Origin of the sequence: Pseudomonas sp. PDM20 (genome assembly GCF_014852575.3) — a bacterium.
Taxonomy (GTDB): domain Bacteria; phylum Pseudomonadota; class Gammaproteobacteria; order Pseudomonadales; family Pseudomonadaceae; genus Pseudomonas.
The window spans coordinates 3,083,473-3,098,739 of sequence record NZ_CM181224.1; the positions used below are offsets into that span (position 1 = coordinate 3,083,473).

14 protein-coding genes are annotated in these 15,267 nt (G+C 65.8%); 4 read left to right on the forward strand and 10 right to left on the reverse strand.

Features of this window, described 5'->3' with window-relative positions; genetic code table 11:
• Window positions 1-164: 164 nt before the first annotated feature.
• From IB261_RS14100 to IB261_RS14120, 5 genes are all read right to left on the reverse strand, one after another.
• Entirely contained in the window at window positions 165-1,436 is a 1,272-nt protein-coding gene (locus IB261_RS14100) for a RidA family protein (RefSeq protein WP_192382299.1), read from the reverse strand.
• 512 nt (window positions 1,437-1,948) lie between these two features.
• Window positions 1,949-3,574 (reverse strand): NADP-dependent glyceraldehyde-3-phosphate dehydrogenase, encoded by a 1,626-nt coding sequence (locus IB261_RS14105; protein WP_192382301.1) that lies wholly within the window; start codon window positions 3,572-3,574, stop codon window positions 1,949-1,951.
• A 268-nt stretch (window positions 3,575-3,842) separates the two neighbouring features.
• The gene (locus IB261_RS14110) at window positions 3,843-3,980 is read right to left on the reverse strand and encodes a hypothetical protein (RefSeq protein ID WP_192382302.1); all 138 of its coding nucleotides are present in this window, start codon (window positions 3,978-3,980) and stop codon (window positions 3,843-3,845) included.
• A gap of 147 nt (window positions 3,981-4,127) precedes the next feature.
• The gene (locus IB261_RS14115) at window positions 4,128-5,480 is read right to left on the reverse strand and encodes a GntP family permease (RefSeq protein ID WP_192382304.1); all 1,353 of its coding nucleotides are present in this window, start codon (window positions 5,478-5,480) and stop codon (window positions 4,128-4,130) included.
• Between the two features lie 93 nt (window positions 5,481-5,573).
• Window positions 5,574-6,095 (reverse strand): gluconokinase, encoded by a 522-nt coding sequence (locus tag IB261_RS14120; RefSeq protein WP_081519732.1) that lies wholly within the window; start codon window positions 6,093-6,095, stop codon window positions 5,574-5,576.
• A gap of 218 nt (window positions 6,096-6,313) precedes the next feature.
• Between IB261_RS14120 and gntR the strand changes: the two genes are divergently transcribed.
• Window positions 6,314-7,357, forward strand: a complete 1,044-nt coding sequence (gene gntR / locus IB261_RS14125) for an HTH-type transcriptional regulator GntR (RefSeq protein ID WP_081519733.1) — start codon at window positions 6,314-6,316, stop codon at window positions 7,355-7,357.
• A gap of 207 nt (window positions 7,358-7,564) precedes the next feature.
• Here gntR and IB261_RS14130 read toward each other — a convergent pair whose 3' ends face one another.
• From IB261_RS14130 to IB261_RS14150, 5 genes are read right to left on the reverse strand one after another with little or no spacing between them, the layout of a single operon-like run.
• Window positions 7,565-8,092 carry a c-type cytochrome gene (locus IB261_RS14130; protein ID WP_192382306.1) on the reverse strand — a complete coding sequence of 176 codons (528 nt, stop codon included), beginning with the start codon at window positions 8,090-8,092 and terminating at the stop codon, window positions 7,565-7,567.
• A 17-nt stretch (window positions 8,093-8,109) separates the two neighbouring features.
• Entirely contained in the window at window positions 8,110-8,631 is a 522-nt protein-coding gene (locus IB261_RS14135) for a methylamine dehydrogenase light chain (RefSeq protein WP_017518360.1), read from the reverse strand.
• A gap of 17 nt (window positions 8,632-8,648) precedes the next feature.
• Entirely contained in the window at window positions 8,649-9,281 is a 633-nt protein-coding gene (mauD, locus tag IB261_RS14140) for a methylamine dehydrogenase accessory protein MauD (protein WP_081519738.1), read from the reverse strand.
• A gap of 4 nt (window positions 9,282-9,285) precedes the next feature.
• Window positions 9,286-9,825, reverse strand: coding sequence for a MauE/DoxX family redox-associated membrane protein (locus IB261_RS14145; protein ID WP_081519739.1), 540 nt, complete (start codon window positions 9,823-9,825; stop codon window positions 9,286-9,288).
• 22 nt (window positions 9,826-9,847) lie between these two features.
• Window positions 9,848-10,993, reverse strand: coding sequence for an amine dehydrogenase large subunit (locus IB261_RS14150; protein ID WP_151186973.1), 1,146 nt, complete (start codon window positions 10,991-10,993; stop codon window positions 9,848-9,850).
• A 461-nt stretch (window positions 10,994-11,454) separates the two neighbouring features.
• Here IB261_RS14150 and codB point away from each other — a divergent pair, with 461 nt between their 5' ends.
• From codB to codA, 3 genes are read left to right on the forward strand one after another with little or no spacing between them, the layout of a single operon-like run.
• Window positions 11,455-12,714 (forward strand): cytosine permease, encoded by a 1,260-nt coding sequence (gene codB, locus IB261_RS14155; protein ID WP_192382308.1) that lies wholly within the window; start codon window positions 11,455-11,457, stop codon window positions 12,712-12,714.
• Window positions 12,711-13,931, forward strand: coding sequence for a PucR family transcriptional regulator (locus tag IB261_RS14160; RefSeq protein ID WP_192382310.1), 1,221 nt, complete (start codon window positions 12,711-12,713; stop codon window positions 13,929-13,931). Before codB ends, IB261_RS14160 begins: the two co-directional genes overlap by 4 nt.
• Before the next feature lie 22 nt (window positions 13,932-13,953).
• Window positions 13,954-15,195, forward strand: a complete 1,242-nt coding sequence (gene codA / locus IB261_RS14165) for a cytosine deaminase (RefSeq protein WP_138215810.1) — start codon at window positions 13,954-13,956, stop codon at window positions 15,193-15,195.
• The last annotated feature ends 72 nt before the right edge of the window (window positions 15,196-15,267 follow it).

Genomic DNA, 15,267 nt, shown 5'->3' on the forward strand with positions numbered 1-15,267 from the left:
CGCCTTTCGGCGCTGGTCGCGGGCATGGGCTAGGCGCCCCCGCCGCTCCTACACAAGAGCAAGAGCCTCTCACCCTAACCCTCTCCCGCAAGCGGGAGAGGGGACCGTCAGGTGTGAGTCATGCAGTGGTGCTAGCAGGATAGGGCTTGATTGGCGTTCGCCAATCAAGCAGCCGGCGGGGTGCCTTCGGCGTTGGCGACCACGGCGTCGATCTGGATCAGCGCGCCCTTGGGCAATGCGCCTACGGCGACTGTCCGGCGGGCGGGGACGCCGCCGGGGAAGTAGCTGGCGTACACCTCATCGACGGCGGCGATGTCGTCGATGTTCTTCAGGTAGAGGTTGACCTTCACCACATCGGCCAGGGCGTGGTCGATGCTTTCGACGATGGCCTTGAGGTGCTTGAAGCACTGGCCGGCCTGTTCCTTGATGCCGCCGGCCACCAGTTCACCGGTCTTCACGTCCAGCGGCAGCAGGGCGGAGATGTGGTTGTAGTGGGAGAAGGCGACGGTCTGGGTGGAGTAGGGGCATTTCGGCGCGGCGTCGGTGTTGTGGGCCTTGATGACGATGCCGTGGCGGTCTTCGACGGCCTGCGGCGGCGTGCCGTCGCCGTGGGAGACCACGGCTTCGACCTGCACCAGGGCATCCATCGGCAGGGCTTGCGCCTGCACCACGGTGCGTGCCGGTATGTAGCCGACGGCGCGGGCGATGGCCGAGTCGGGGAAGAAGGTGGTGTAGACCTTGTTCACGGCCTGCATGTCGGCGAGGTTCTTGACGAAGACGGTGATGCGCACGATGTCATCGAAGGGCACGTCGATGCTTTCGAGGATGGTCTTGATGTTGCGCAGGCACTGCCGGGTCTGCTCCTCGACGCCGCCGGCCACCAGCTTCCCGGTGCGCGGGTCGATGGGCAGCTGGGCGCTGAGGTTGTTGTAGTGGGAGAAGGCGACGGTCTGGGTGGACAGCGGGCTCAGCGGCGCGCTCTCGGTGTTGCGTTCGACCTTGACCAGGTCGCCGGCCTGCGGGGCGTTGGGGATGGTGCCTTCGCCGCAGGTGATGAGCGCCTCGACCTGTACCTGGGCACCCAGCGGCAGGGCGGCTACGCCGACGGTGGTGAGGGTCGGCAGGTAGTTGGGGAAGAAGGCCGCGTGCACCTTGGCGACGGCTTCGGCGTCGGCGATGTTGGTCAGGAAGATGGAGATGCGGACAGTGTCGTTCAGGCTGTGGCCGATGCTTTCGATGACGGCCTTGAGGTTCCTGTAGCACTGTTCGGCCTGTTCCTTGGCGCCACCGGCCACCAGCTTGCCGCTGCTCGGGTCGACCGGCAGCTGGGCGGAAAGGTTGTTGTAGTGGGAGAAGGCGACGGTTTGGGCATAGGGGCCGAGGTTTTGCGGGGCCTTGTCGGTATTACGTGCCAGAACTGCGTTGTAGCCACTCATGTTGGTGCTCCCTTGTTCGCTGGGAATCCGTGGATTGGGTGGCAAACGCTTCGTCCATTGCGATATCGGTCGTTGCCACTATCGGTTCAGACGACGGATATCAAGCTCGTCGAGAGGCGCGCAGACTATCGAGTCTTGAAGGGTGACCCCTTTGACTTATGGCAAGCGTAGTGGGGTCTTCTTACCGGGTTGTTTCAATTGGCGATGGGAGGGTGTCGGGATATTGCGAAAGGGATTTCTGAAAGCGGGGGTGGTGGTTTTTGTGGAGGTCCGGTGCCTGGGCTTTCCCTCACCCCAGCCCTCTCCCAGAGGGAGAGGGGGGCAGTCCGTGCCGGCTGGCAGTTTGGTTTCATCCTGTATGACCCTCTCCCCAGCCCTGGCTGCGCGCCCTGCTCCGAAGGGGGAGGGAGCGATCGTGCCGGCTGATGATGTGGACTCTCCTCGCGCCGAACGGTCCCCTCTCCCGCTTGAGGAGCGGGGCGCGCAGCCAGGGTTAGGGTGAGGGGCTCTTTCTAGAAGATGTAATCAGTAGTCAGGAAGCTCGAATCGCGGTCGCGGATGATCTGGCTGATCAGCGCCTTGTTGGCGTCGGTGAAGCGCGTGGCCACCAGGGTGCGGATGGAGAAGGTGCGCAGGGCGTCGTGGACCGAGAGGGTGCCTTCTGCGGAGTTCTTGCGGCCGTTGAAGGGGTAGCTGTCCGGGCCGCGCTGGCACTGGGCGTTGATGTTGATGCGGCCGACCTGGTTGACGAAGGCGTCCACCAGCGGGCCGATCTGCTCGGGGTCGTCGCCGAACAGGCTGAGCTGCTGGCCGTAGTCGGACTGCAGGACGTAGTCGATCACCTCGTCCAGCTCGCGGTAGGGCACCACCGGCACCAGCGGGCCGAACTGCTCCTCGTTGTACAGCCGCATGTCGGCGCGCACCGGGCTGAGCAACGCGGGGTAGAAGAAGCTTTCGCGGCTCTCGCCGCCGCCGGGGTTGATGACCCTGGCGCCCTTGGCCAGCGCATCTTCAAGCAGGCCGTTGAGGTAGTCGACCTTGCCCGGCTCGGGCAGCGGGGTGAGCGCCACGCCGGATTCCCAGGGCATGCCGGGTTTGAGTTCGGCAAGCTTGGCGCTGAACCTGGCGAGGAAGCTGTCCAGCACGTCTTCGTGGACGAAGAGGATCTTCAGCGCGGTGCAACGCTGGCCATTGAACGAGAGGGCGCCGGTGATGGCTTCGCTGACCGCGTTGTCGAGGTCGACGCTGGGCAGGACGATGCCGGGGTTCTTGGCGTCCAGCCCGAGGGCGGCGCGCAGGCGGTGCGGGCGCGGGTGGAGCTTCTTCAGGTCGGCGGCGCCGGAGTGGGTGCCGATGAAGGCGAAGACGTCGACCTTGCCGCTGGCCATCAGCGCGCTGACGGTCTCGCGGCCGCGCCCGTAGATGACGTTGATGACGCCCGGCGGGAAGCTGTCGCGGAAGGCTTCGAGCAGCGGGCGGATCAGCAGCACACCGAACTTGGCGGGCTTGAAGACCACCGTGTTGCCCATGATCAGCGCCGGGATCAGGGTGGTGAAGGTCTCGTTCAGCGGGTAGTTGTACGGGCCCATGCACAGCGCGACGCCCAGCGGCACGCGGCGAATCTGCCCCAGCGTGCCCTGTTCCAGCTCGAAGCGGCTGGAGCGGCGGTCCAGTTCCTTGAGCGCCTGGATGGTGTCGACGATGTAGTCGCAGGTGCGGTCGAACTCCTTCTCCGAGTCCTTGAGGTTCTTGCCGATCTCCCACATCAGCAGCTTGACCACGGCGGTGCGCTGCTCGCGCATGCGGTCGAGGAAGCGCTCGACGTGGGCGATGCGCTCGGCTACGCGCAGGTTCGGCCATTGGCCCTGGCCGTTGTCGTAGGCAGCCACGGCGGCGTCCAGCGCGGCGAGGGCGGCGTCGGCATCCAGCAGCGGCGTGCTGCCGAGGATGACCTGTTCATCGCCCTGGTCGGTGGCGAGGAAGATCGGGCTGCGCACCGGGGCGAGCGGACCGTCCCAGCAGCGCAGTTCGCCGTTGACCAGGTACTCGCGCTGCTCGACGGGCGCGTCGGGGCGCCAGGCATCAGGGATGTCGTTGAAGCGGGGGAACAGATGGTCGAGCTTGTTGCTAACGGGCATGACTCATCCCTCGGGGAAGGTGGGCGACTGGTCTGTTGAGGCGCATGAGCGTTCGCGGTCATACGCCGATGTCCTCTTGCGCTGTGATGGCGGATAACGCGTGCCGCGTTATGCGCCCTACGGAATGTTCTAGAGCCTAGCTCGGCCTAGATAAAACGATTCAGCAAAAATGATCCACGGGCGTAGGGCGCATAACCGCTTGCGGTTATCCGCCGGCTTCATGGGGTGCGGGTGGCAGCGGCGGATAACCCGTTCCGGGTTATGCGCCCTACGGGTGTGCCGGGTTTGGCTGCTTTGCCGGAGCGGGCTGCAGGAGTTCCTGCTGCTCGGCGTAGCGGGCGCGGATGTCGAAGTCGCGGGGCCAGGCGGGCTGGGCGGGGGCTTTCGGAGTTGCGGAGGAAGTCACGGGCGATACCTCGTTGCAGGAATCCGGTGGCGAATGGCGGGCATTCGCTGGGTATGGGGCGCGCAAGCACCCTGCAGGAGCGCCCAATGGGCGCGATCGCGGGCATGGCCCGCTCCTACAGGTTGAATCCGATGAGTGTCGGGGACCTCAGACGAACAACGACAGCAGCAGGATGAACAGCAGGCCGACCACCGAGAGGATGGTTTCCATCGCCGTCCAGGTCTTGAAGGTCTCCATCACGCTCATGTTGAAGTACTGCTTCACCAGCCAGAAGCCGGCATCGTTGACGTGGGACAGGATCAGCGAGCCGGCGCCGGTGGCGAGGACCAGCAGCTCGCGGTTGACGCCGGGTATCAGGTCGATGACCGGCACCACGATGCCCGCGCCGGTGATGGTGGCGACGGTGGCGGAACCGGTGGCGATGCGGATCACCGCGGCCACCAGCCAGGCCAGCAGGATCGGCGAAATCTGCGCCTGTACCGCCATGTGGCCGATCACATCGCCCACGCCGCTGGCCACCAGCATCTGTTTGAAGCCGCCGCCGGCGCCGATGATCATCACGATGGCGGCGGTGGGCGCGAGGCTCTGGTCGAGCAGCTTGAGGATCTTCTTCGAATCGAAGCCGCGGGCGTGGCCGAAGGTGTACAGCGACAGCAGCAGGGCCAGCAGCAGGGCGGTGATCGGGTGGCCGATCATGTCCAGCCAGGCGCGGACGATATGGCCGTCGGCGAGCATCACGTCGGCGAAGGTCTTGAGCAGCATCAGGAACACCGGTAGCAGCACGGTGAGCAGGGTGACGCCGAAGCTGGGCAGGTTGCTGGTGTCCGGTTCGTGGGCGATCTGCGCTACCAACTCTTCATTGGGCTGGCCGGGAATGTACTGGGCGATGAACTTGCCGAAGATCGGACCGGCGATGGCGGCGGTGGGCAGGGCGACCAGCAGGCCGTAGAAGATGGTCTTGCCGATGTCCGCGCCGAACACGCCGATGGCCAGCAGCGGGCCCGGGTGCGGCGGCACCAGGCCGTGTACGGCGGAGAGGCCGGCGAGCAGCGGGATGCCGATCTTGATCAGCGAGACGCCGCTGCGCCGGGCAACGATGAACACCAGCGGCACCAGCAGGATGAAGCCGATCTCGAAGAACAGCGGAATGCCGACCAGGAAGGCGGCGAGCATCATCGCCCAGTGCACGCGTTCCTTGCCGAAGGCGCGGATCAGGGTGCGGGCGATCTGATCCGCACCGCCGGACTCGGCCATCATCTTGCCGAGCATGGTGCCCAGGGCAAGGATGATGCCGACGAAGCCGAGCACGCCGCCGAAGCCGTCCTGGAAGGATTTGACGATGGTCGCCACGGGCATGCCGGAGGTGAGGCCGAGGAAGCCGGCGGCGATGATCAGGGCAACGAAGGGGTGAATCTTGAAGCGGGTGATCAGCAGGATCAGGCCGATGATGGTGACCACCGCGTCCAGCAGCAGATAGGTGTTGTGGGACATGCCGAGCATGGGTCTCTCCTGTTTTTGTCTTTGTGCCGGAGCGGCTCTTCTTTCTTGGATTAATCGAGATAGCGCTATCTTTCGATGGCAGGCGCTGTTGCGTCAGTCGTTGGAGTGCTGTCGCCACCAGAGGTGTGCGGCTTCCGCCAGTTCGTCGAGCGGGCGGGTAGCGTCCAGGCGCAGGGTCAGCGGCTCGCTGGTCGGCACTTCGAGGGCGGCGAACTGGCTGTCGATCAGGCTCGCCGGCATGAAGTGGCCGGGGCGGGTGGCGACGCGCTGGGCGGCGGTTTCCGGGGTGAGTTCCAGGAACACCACGCCCAGGCCTGGCACGGCGCGGCGCAGGCGTTCGCGGTAGATGAGCTTGAGCGCGGAGCAGGTGAGCACGGGGCGCTGGCCGGCGGCGATGGCTTTCTGCAGCTGGGCGGCGAGGGTGTCGAGCCAGCCGGCGCGGTCCTCGTCGGTCAGCGGGATGCCGGCGCTCATCTTCTGGATGTTGGCTTCGGGGTGGAAGGAGTCGCCTTCAATGGCGAACGCGCCGCTGCGCAGGCACAGGGCCTCGCTGACGCTGGACTTGCCGCATCCGGCGACACCCATGATGAGCACGGCATCGATGGCGGGGAGCATGCAGGGCCTCGGTGTTGAGACAGCGCTATCTTTGGTGGGCGTAACGAAAAGCATCGGCTGCCTCCGTATTCTTGTCATTCTAGTCGGTGTGTCCCGGTGCTCTCGGTGAGTATGTTTCACCGGCGGGCGAGGGGCGGCGGGAGCCGGCCTCAGGCAATTGCCCTGGCTGCGAGACAGCGCTACCTTAGTGCCTCGATTTTTGTTTGGCAAGCCGCCCGATGACCGCTCAGAAGAACGATAAGAAAAACGACAGAAGCTCTCGCACCACCGGCAAACCCACCCTCAACGACGTGGCACGCAGTGCTGGCGTCAGCCCCATCACTGCCTCGCGCGCCCTGCGCGGCGTGAGCACGGTAGCCGAGGAACTGGCGGAAAAGGTCCGCCAGGCCGCCGCCGACCTGGGCTACGTGGCCAACCCCGCCGCCCGCGCGCTGGCTTCCAAGCAGAGCCACAACATCGTGGTGCTGGTGCCTTCACTGGCGAACCAGCTGTTCATCGAAACCCTCGAAGCCATCCACGCGGTGATGCATCCGCGCGGCCTGGAAGTGCTGATCGGCAATTACCACTACTCCCGCGACGAAGAAGAGAACCTGCTGCGCAACTACCTCGCGTACCAGCCGCGCGGCCTGCTGCTGACCGGCTTCGATCGCACCGAGAGCGCCCGGCGGATGATCGAGGGCAGCGGCGTGCCGGCGGTCTACATGATGGACCTGGACCCCGGCGCGGGGCTGCATTGCGTGGGCTTCTCGCAGATTCGCGCGGGGGAGGCGGCAGCCAGACACCTGCTCAAGAGCGGGCGCAAGCGCCTGGCGTACATCGGCGCGCAACTGGACCAGCGCACCCTGCTGCGCGGCGAAGGTTACCGCCGCGCCCTGCAGCAGGCCGGCTGCTACGACCCGGCGCTGGAAGTCCTCACGCCGCGCCCATCCTCGGTCGGCCTCGGCGGCGAGCTGTTCCGCCAACTGCTGGCCAGCCATCCGCAGGTGGAAGGCATCTTCTTCGGTAACGACGACCTCGCCCACGGCGCTTTGCTGGAAGCCATGCGCCACGGCATTCGCATCCCCGAACAGGTGGCGGTGCTGGGCTTCAACGACCTGCCCAGCTCGGAATTCATGGTCCCGCGCCTCTCCAGCATCCGCACCCCGCGCAAGGCCATCGGTACCCATGCGGCCGAGCGGCTGCTGGACCTGATCAACGACAAACCGGTGAATGCGCCGGTGATGGACCTGGGGTTCGAACTGATGGTGCGGGAGAGCAGCTGACGCCCGCCGCAAGGATCGTAGGGCGCGCTCCTGCAGGTTGCACCGAGTCGCCGGGAGCCCCGTTGTAGGATGGTGTGGAGCGCAGCGATACCCATCGTTCCAGTGCGCAGACTGCAAGCCCTTTGCGCATAAAAAAGCCCGCTGGAGCAGCGGGCGTAGTGCGGAGGCAAAGCTGTTTTCCGGCGGGCAAGCCGCCGGAGCAATCACTCAGTACGCATCGCTCATCCCATCGGTGATGGTGATGCCCTGCTTGCGCATTTCCTGGATCAGCCCGGCGCGGGTGCCTGGCAGGTTGAGCAGGGCCTGGTAGCGCGTGGCTTTGACTTCCTCGGCGGTGTAGGGCTTGAACTGCGCGGGCATGCTGTTGCCGGCCATGCCGTCTTTGCGCAGCAACCAGTTGAGCAGGTCGGCCAGTTGCGCGTCGTTCAGCGCAGACTGGGACATGCCCGGCACGCGCACGAGGAATTGCCGCCCACCGTCCACCTTCAGGAAGTTGCCGACGAAGCCGTGCAGGCGCGGCGTGTCGTTGGCCTTGCTGCCGCTGCCTTCGGTGAGATGGCAGCCGGCGCATTGCAGCTGGTAGTTGGTGGCCGGGCTGTAGCTCTGCTGGGAGATCGGCTTCTGCACCTCCTCGTTGCCGGGCGCCGGCCGCTGGTGCGGATCGGGGATCGCACGGGCCTGGGCAATGGGGGCGACCAGACTGCAGAGCAGGGCGCCGACAACGAGACTGCGCATGGGCTTTTCTCCCGACTTCAGACCGCGACGCCGCGGATGATGGTGACGGTGCAGTTGTAGATGCGCGATTCCGCACCCAGGCACCAGTTGACGTCGTTGTTGTTGAACGGACGGTACAGCGGTTCCTCGCTCTCGTTGCGGGTACAGGCGCACTGGGAGCAGCTGTGCTTACCGCAGCAGTCGTTGTAGGAAATGATGTAGTCCTTGCCGTCTGCCGGGTTGCGGCAGGTGCCGATCCAGGTCACTTGCGAGGCGTCGGTGCCGGGCGGGCAGGAGGTGGTGGTGCCGCCGCAGCAGGAGCAGAGGAAGCCGTCGATGGAGCAGTAGCGCCAGTAGTCGCAGCTGTTCGGGTCACCCGGATCGCCGGCCTTGGGCGCCTCGGCGGCCAGGGCCTTGGAGGTGCGGTCGATCGGCAGGATGATCGGCAGGGCGGCGCCGGCCACCAGCAGCGAGCCGAAGCGGCCCAGCAGCTTGCGCCGCGAAGTGACGTTGGCCACCTGGCGGGAGGAGCGCTCGAACAGGTTGTCGAGGAATTTCATTCTTGTTCTCTCCGTGATCAGTGGCTGTGGCCGTGGCTGGCGTCGTGGGTGTGCACGCCGTTGTGGCTGTGGCCATTCATGTACTGCTGCAGGGTGGCGCTGCCCAGGTGCTCGACCTCGAACAGGCTGTCCAGGTGCTCGCGGGAGTTCACCAGGCCCTTGGCGCGCAGGATGCCCTTGCTGTCGATCAGCGCGGCGTAGGGCAGCTTGCCGATCTGGTAGGTCATGCCCACTTCCGGACCGACCACGTAGGCGGATTTCTCCAGGCCGTGCTCGGCGATCAGCGCCTGCTGGGCGGCCATGTCGCCGTCGCTGACGTAGATCACTTCCAGCTCGCCGGCCTTGTCCTTGGCGATGGATTTGATCGCCGGCAGCAGCGATTTGCAGATCGGGCAGGTCGGCGAGAGGAAGAACAGCAGCTGGCCGCGCTCGCCTTCATAGCCGAAGTTGACCGGGCGACCATGGCGGTCGGCGGCGGTGACTTTCGGCGCGGGCTCGTTGACCGCCACGCCCTTGTCGACCATCAGCGCGCCGGCCGGCGCGATGCGGCCGTGGAGGACGCCGATCTGGCGCACCAGCGCCATGACGGTGAAGGCGAGGGCGATGAGCAGCACCCAGAGAAGAATGTTGGAAACGATCAGACCTTCCATTTGTTCACCTTCCGATGAGTTTGAGCAGGCGGGGATGATTGGCCAGCAGGCCATCGGCCGCGGCATACAGGAGCAGGGCGACAGCGCTGGCGGCGAGGATCACGAAGGCGTCGAACACGCCCATCTCGCGGGCCTGCGGAGCGCAGGAGGCGATCAGGGCGAGCGCGGCGATGATCGCGTTGCGCAGCAGCAGTACCGGGCGCAGCGGTTGCATCTGGCCGGGGCCGGAGCAGCCGCAGTCGATATCGCGGCGCCCGCGCCAGAGGTTGATGCCGATGGCGCCGGCATAGAACAGGATCAGCGCCGTGGCGACCAGGGCCGCGCCGTGGCGGCTCGCCGGCACCAGCAGGGCGAAGGCGACGATGCCTTCGACCACCGGCAGCACGCGGGCCACCGGGCCGACCAGCGAGGCCGGCAGCAGGCCGTAGTCTTCGACCTGGCGGGCGAAGCGCATCGGCGCGCGCAGCTTGTGGCTGGCGGCGCTGGCGAGCAGCACCGCAACGGCCACCGCACTGGCGATGATCAGGATCGGATCGGAAAACATATCCGTACCTCTCGGGGTGGTTTTAGTGGCTCAGGACCAGGATCGGCGTCTTGGCGATCTTGTCCATGGCGCCGTTGTACTTGCCGGTCTTCAGGTCGAAGATCTGCAGGCCGCCTTCGATGTCGGTGCCCAGCAGCAGCGGCTTGTCGTCGGTGGTGGCATGCAGGCTCCACACCGGCTTGGGCGCTTCCAGGGTGCCGATCTTCTTCTGCGTCTTCAGGTCGTAGACCCAGATGAACGGGCTCGGGTCTTCCCATTTGCCGGCGCTGTGCTCTTCATGCATCAGCACGTACATGCGGTTGAGCTTGGGCGCTACGGCCATCAGCTGCCAGCCGCCGGTGCCCCAGCCTTTCTTGCGTTCCTCGTCGGTGGTCAGCGACCAGCTCGGCAGCATCTTCGGCTTGTCGCCGGAAACGTCCACCGGCTTGACCATGCCGTCGGTGGTCACGAAGAAGTAGGTCTCGCCCACGGCCAGGCCGCGTTCGTTGAGCTTCTCCTTGTTCGGATCGAAGAACGGAGTCTGGCTGCGGCCGGTTTCCTTGCCGTCGTCACCGATTTTGGTGATCTGCAGTTGGCCGTCACCGCACAGCGAGGCGAAGGCGCGCTTGCCTACCGGGTAGTTGAGCACGCAGCCGCTGATGGCGATTTCGCTGGCGACCTTCTTCTCCTGGGTGTCGACCACGGTGACCGAGGTGGACGGGGTGAAGTTGTAGATGTAGACGAAGCGATCGTCGGAGCTCGCGCCCAGGGCGTACTTCTGGGTCAGGATCGAGGCGCGCTTGGCCGGGATTTCCACTTCCCACTTCGGACGCAGGTTCGAGGTGTCCCAGGCGGTCAGCACGTCGGTGCGCACGCCGCGGGTGCCGCGGGAGTAGAAGGTGTCGGCGGAGTACAGGGTCTTCGCATCGTGGCTCAGGGTGGACGGAGCGACGAAGCCGGTGCTGACCATGCCGAGCATCTTCTTCTGCTCGGGGTCGACCACGGTGACGCGGCCGGCGATGAAGTTCTCGAACTCCACGTCGACGATGTAGGCGCGGTGCGGCGAGGGCGGGAACGGCAAGACTGTCTCACCGATGCTCTCGGTCGGCAGCTCGGCGTGCGCTGCGCCCATCGCGAGGCACGTGCTCAGCGCGAGGACCGATGGAGCGAGGAACCTGGCGACGCTCATTGGCGGGTACTCCCTTTTTCTTGTTGGCGGGCTATCGGTTGTTATCGGGCCGTCTGCCAGGGGCGGACAGCGGACGGAACATTGAGGAGAGTCTGCCTGCGTCGGTTTGCAGCGGACTTGTTGTCCGTGCCATTTCCTTGTCTGGGGGTGACAGGGTGTCGCAGGGAGAAAGTGCAGACTGCCGTTGCGTTTGGAGGCGGGAAATCCGCCGAACGGCACAGACATGGATCAAGGCTTCGTCAGGTTTTGGTGCGAAAAAGCTGCATCGTGCCCCGAAAATCCGCACAATGCACATTTGAGCTATCTTGAAACGCCGTAACACCCACCGGAAGTGTGCATTGTGAACAGTTCACAATGTTCGACATGCTCAAAATTTCCGCGTCGTTCCTGATTGGCTTTTCCGGCCCGCTATTTGCGTTGTGCCGGGAGTCCTCAACCAATCCTCGCGGAGATCCCCCTCGATGAGTTCCCCCAGTGAGTTCCCCCTGAGCGCCACGCCCAGGGAAGGGCGCAAAGGCCTGCTGCCCATCGCCATGGTGCTGTTCAGCTTCACCTTCTTCACCGGCACCATGTTCGCCGGCGGCAAGATCGGCATGGCCTTCGACTTCGTCGACATGCTCTGGGTCGCCTTCATCGGTAACGTGTTGCTCGCCATCTACGCCGCTTCCCTGGGCCTGATCGCCTCGCGCAGCGGCCTGAACACCGTGCTGATGGGGCGCTTCTGCTTCGGCGAGCGCGGTAGCAAGCTGTCCGATTTCCTCCTCGGCTTCGCCGAACTGGGCTGGTACGCCTGGGGCACCGCCACCGTGGCCATCGTGCTGGTGAAGATGCTGTCCCTGCCGGAGTGGCTGAACATCCCGCTGATGGTGATCTTCGGCCTGCTGTTCTCGATTACCGCGATCATCGGCTTCAAGGGTCTGGACATCATGTCCCGCGTGTCGGTGCCGCTGATGTTCATCCTGCTGGTGGCATCGATGGTCATCGCGACCAACCACGCCGGTGGCTGGAGCGGCCTGCTGGCGAAGGAGCCGAGCCAGACCCTGACCTTCTCCGCCGCCGTGACCATGGTCTTCGGCACCTTCGCCAGCGGCGCGACCCAGGCCACCAACTGGACCCGCATGGCCCGCAGCGGGCGCATCGCAGTGATCGCCAGCGTGGTCGCCTTCCTCATCGGCAACGGCCTGATGATCGTCGCCGGCGCCTGGTGCGCCATCGTCTACCAGAACGCCGACATCGTCGAAGTGATGGTGCTGCAGGGCCTGTCCTTCGCTGCGGTGATCATGCTCTGCCTGAACCTGTGGACCATCCAGGGCCCGACCATCTACAACGTCTCCGCCGCCGCCTGCCACCTGGTGCGCAGCGAGCGTCGCCGCACCATGACCCTGCTGGCCGCCGGCATCGGCATCATCCTCGCCATCGGCGGCATGTACGAATGGCTGATCCCGTTCCTGGTGCTGCTGGGCTCGATCATCCCGCCGCTGGGTGGCGTGATCATGGCCGACTACTGGTACCGCAACCGCGGTGAATACCCGGCGCTGGTGGGTAGCCACATTCCGGCGTTCAACGTCACCGGCCTGGTGTCCTACGCGGTCGGTGCGGGTCTTGCCTACGCCTCGCCGTGGATCGCACCGCTGGTGGGCATCGCCGCTTCGGCCATCTGCTACATCGTCCTCACCGAAGTCACCCGCGCCCGCGCGCCGGTGGCCGAGCCGCGCGCTTGAGCCTGAGCGTCGAGGAAATCCTCCGTCTGCCGGGGCTGGAAAGCCTCGTGCTGCGGGCCGGCGCGCGCAACGTGCATCGCAGCGTGCGCTGGTCCTACGTGGCGGAGAACGTCGGCATTGCCGACTGGGTGATGGGCGGCGAGCTGGTGTTCGTCACCGGCATCAACCACAGCCGTGACGAAGCCAACCTTCTGCAGCTGGTGCGCGAGGGCGTCGCCAGCGGCATCGCCGGCATCGTCATCCTCACCGGCGACGAGTTCATCCAGCGCATCCATCTGTCTGTGGTTCATCTGGCCGAGACTCAAGGGCTGCCGCTGATCGAGCAGCCCTACGCGCTGAAGATGGTCATCGTCACCCACCTGATCGGCACGGCGCTGGTGCAGATGACCCAGGTGAAGACCTCGCGCCGCGACATCCTCGGCCAGCTGCTCAGCGGCGATTATCCGAGCCTGGAGATTGTCCGCCGTCGCGCCCAGCACCTGGAACTGCCGGTGGAGACGACACGGCGCCTGGTGGCGTTGCGGCTGTCCGGCGTCGACACGCTGTTCCAGCAGCAGGAACCGGAGGAGGCCGAGCGCGCGCTGCAACTGACCCGCCAGCGCCTGCTCGACCACCTGGAGAACTGGCAGCAGGAGCGCCCCGAGCGCCTGCCGGTGGTGATCCAGGGTGACCTGTTCGTCCTGCTGCTGGATGATTCCGGGAGTGCCGAGCGCGCCGAGCTGCACGCCCTGGCCGCCGGCTTGCAGCAGGAACTCGCGCCGTTGCGTGCTTATCTCGGTTTGTCCGCCCGCGCCGAGTCCTGCGCCGAGTTTCCCCGCGCGCTGCTCGAGGCCCGCCAGGCGCTGGACGTCGCCGAAGGCATGCAGGCGCCCGCCGGCTTCTGCGACTACCGTGAGCTGGGCGTGCTGCGCCTGCTGCGGGCGATCCCCGATCGTGCGGTGGTCGAGCAGTTCATGAAGGACACTCTCGGCCCGCTCAATGACGCGGGCCGCAAACAGCCGCACCTGCTGATCGAGACGCTCGACGCGCTCGTCCAGGAAGGCGGCAACGCGCTCCGGGCGGCACAGCGCCTGGGCATCCACCGCAATACCCTGAACCAGCGGATCGCGCGCATCGAGGCCCTGAGCGGCCAGTCCCTGGACGACGCGCAGTTCCGCCTGAATACCTCCGTGGCGCTGCTCATCTGGCGCATGTCCAATGCGCCGCGCCACGAATAGCCTGAAGAGGACCTACGAGCCCATGAAGATCATCAACGCCTCGCTGCGCAAGCAGACCGGCCTGTTCACCATCCGCTGCGAAGGCGACGTCATCGCCGAGGTCGTGCAGCAAGCCGGCACCGTGGAGGCCTGCGGCGACGACATCGACGCACGCGGCAACCTGGCCATTGCCCCGCTGGTGGAGCCGCACATCCACCTCGACGCCACCCTGACCGCCGGCGAGCCGGAATGGAACATGAGTGGCACGCTGTTCGAGGGCATCGAGCGCTGGGCCCAGCGCAAGGAAACCATTACGCACGAGGACACCAAGTCCCGTGCCCACACCACCATCCGCATGCTGGCCGCCCACGGCATCCAGCACGTGCGCACCCACGTCGACGTCACCGATCCGACCCTGGCGGCGCTCAAGGCCATGGTGGAAGTGCGTGAAGAAGCGCGGCACCTGGTGGACCTGCAGATCGTCGCCTTCCCGCAGGAGGGCATCGAGTCCTACGAGGGCGGTCGCGAGCTGATGGAAGAGGCGATCCGCCTGGGCGCGGACGTGGTCGGCGGCATCCCGCACTTCGAGAACACCCGCGAGCAGGGCGTCAGCTCGATCAAGTTCCTGATGGACCTGGCCGAGCGCACCGGCTGCCTGGTGGACGTGCACTGCGACGAGACCGACGATCCGAACTCGCGCTTCCTCGAAGTGCTCGCCGAAGAAGCCCGCGTGCGCGGCATGGGCGGTCGCGTCACCGCCAGCCATACCACCGCCATGGGCTCCTACGACAATGCGTACTGCTCCAAGCTGTTCCGCCTGCTCAAGCGTTCGGGCATCAACTTCGTCTCCTGCCCGACCGAGAGCATCCACCTGCAGGGCCGCTTCGACACCTTCCCGAAACGCCGCGGCGTGACCCGCGTGGCCGAGATCGACCGTGCCGGCATGAACGTCTGCTTCGGCCAGGATTCGATCAAGGACCCGTGGTACCCGCTGGGCAACGGCAACATCCTGCGCGTGCTGGATGCCGGCCTGCACATCTGCCACATGATGGGCTTCGACGACCTGCAGCGCGCGCTGGACCTGGTCACCGACAACAGCGCCCGCGCGCTGAACCTAGGTGCTCGCTACGGCATCGCCGCCGGCCGTCCGGCCAACCTGCTGGTGCTGGGGGTGGAGAGTGACTATGAGGCGGTGCGCCAGCAGACCAAGGCGCTGTACTCGATCCGCAATGGCCGCGTGCTGATGAAGCGCGAGCCGGAGCAGGTGGAGCTGGTCGAAGGCTGAAACCGGCGCAGGGCGGATAACCCGTTCCGGGTTATGCGCCCTACGTGAACCATAGATGTCGTTCGTAGGGTG

Excerpts from the sequence above, each read along its gene's own strand:
- IB261_RS14100 (WP_192382299.1), bottom strand. The coding sequence starts at position 1,436 with ATGAGTGGCTACAACGCAGTTCTGGCACGTAATACCGACAAGGCCCCG.
- IB261_RS14105 (WP_192382301.1), bottom strand. The coding sequence starts at position 3,574 with ATGCCCGTTAGCAACAAGCTCGACCATCTGTTCCCCCGCTTCAACGAC.
- IB261_RS14115 (WP_192382304.1), bottom strand. The coding sequence starts at position 5,480 with ATGCTCGGCATGTCCCACAACACCTATCTGCTGCTGGACGCGGTGGTC.
- IB261_RS14120 (WP_081519732.1), bottom strand. The coding sequence starts at position 6,095 with ATGCTCCCCGCCATCGATGCCGTGCTCATCATGGGTGTCGCCGGATGC.
- gntR (WP_081519733.1), top strand. The coding sequence starts at position 6,314 with ATGACCGCTCAGAAGAACGATAAGAAAAACGACAGAAGCTCTCGCACC.
- IB261_RS14130 (WP_192382306.1), bottom strand. The coding sequence starts at position 8,092 with ATGCGCAGTCTCGTTGTCGGCGCCCTGCTCTGCAGTCTGGTCGCCCCC.
- IB261_RS14135 (WP_017518360.1), bottom strand. The coding sequence starts at position 8,631 with ATGAAATTCCTCGACAACCTGTTCGAGCGCTCCTCCCGCCAGGTGGCC.
- mauD (WP_081519738.1), bottom strand. The coding sequence starts at position 9,281 with ATGGAAGGTCTGATCGTTTCCAACATTCTTCTCTGGGTGCTGCTCATC.
- IB261_RS14145 (WP_081519739.1), bottom strand. The coding sequence starts at position 9,825 with ATGTTTTCCGATCCGATCCTGATCATCGCCAGTGCGGTGGCCGTTGCG.
- IB261_RS14150 (WP_151186973.1), bottom strand. The coding sequence starts at position 10,993 with ATGAGCGTCGCCAGGTTCCTCGCTCCATCGGTCCTCGCGCTGAGCACG.
- codB (WP_192382308.1), top strand. The coding sequence starts at position 11,455 with ATGAGTTCCCCCAGTGAGTTCCCCCTGAGCGCCACGCCCAGGGAAGGG.
- codA (WP_138215810.1), top strand. The coding sequence starts at position 13,954 with ATGAAGATCATCAACGCCTCGCTGCGCAAGCAGACCGGCCTGTTCACC.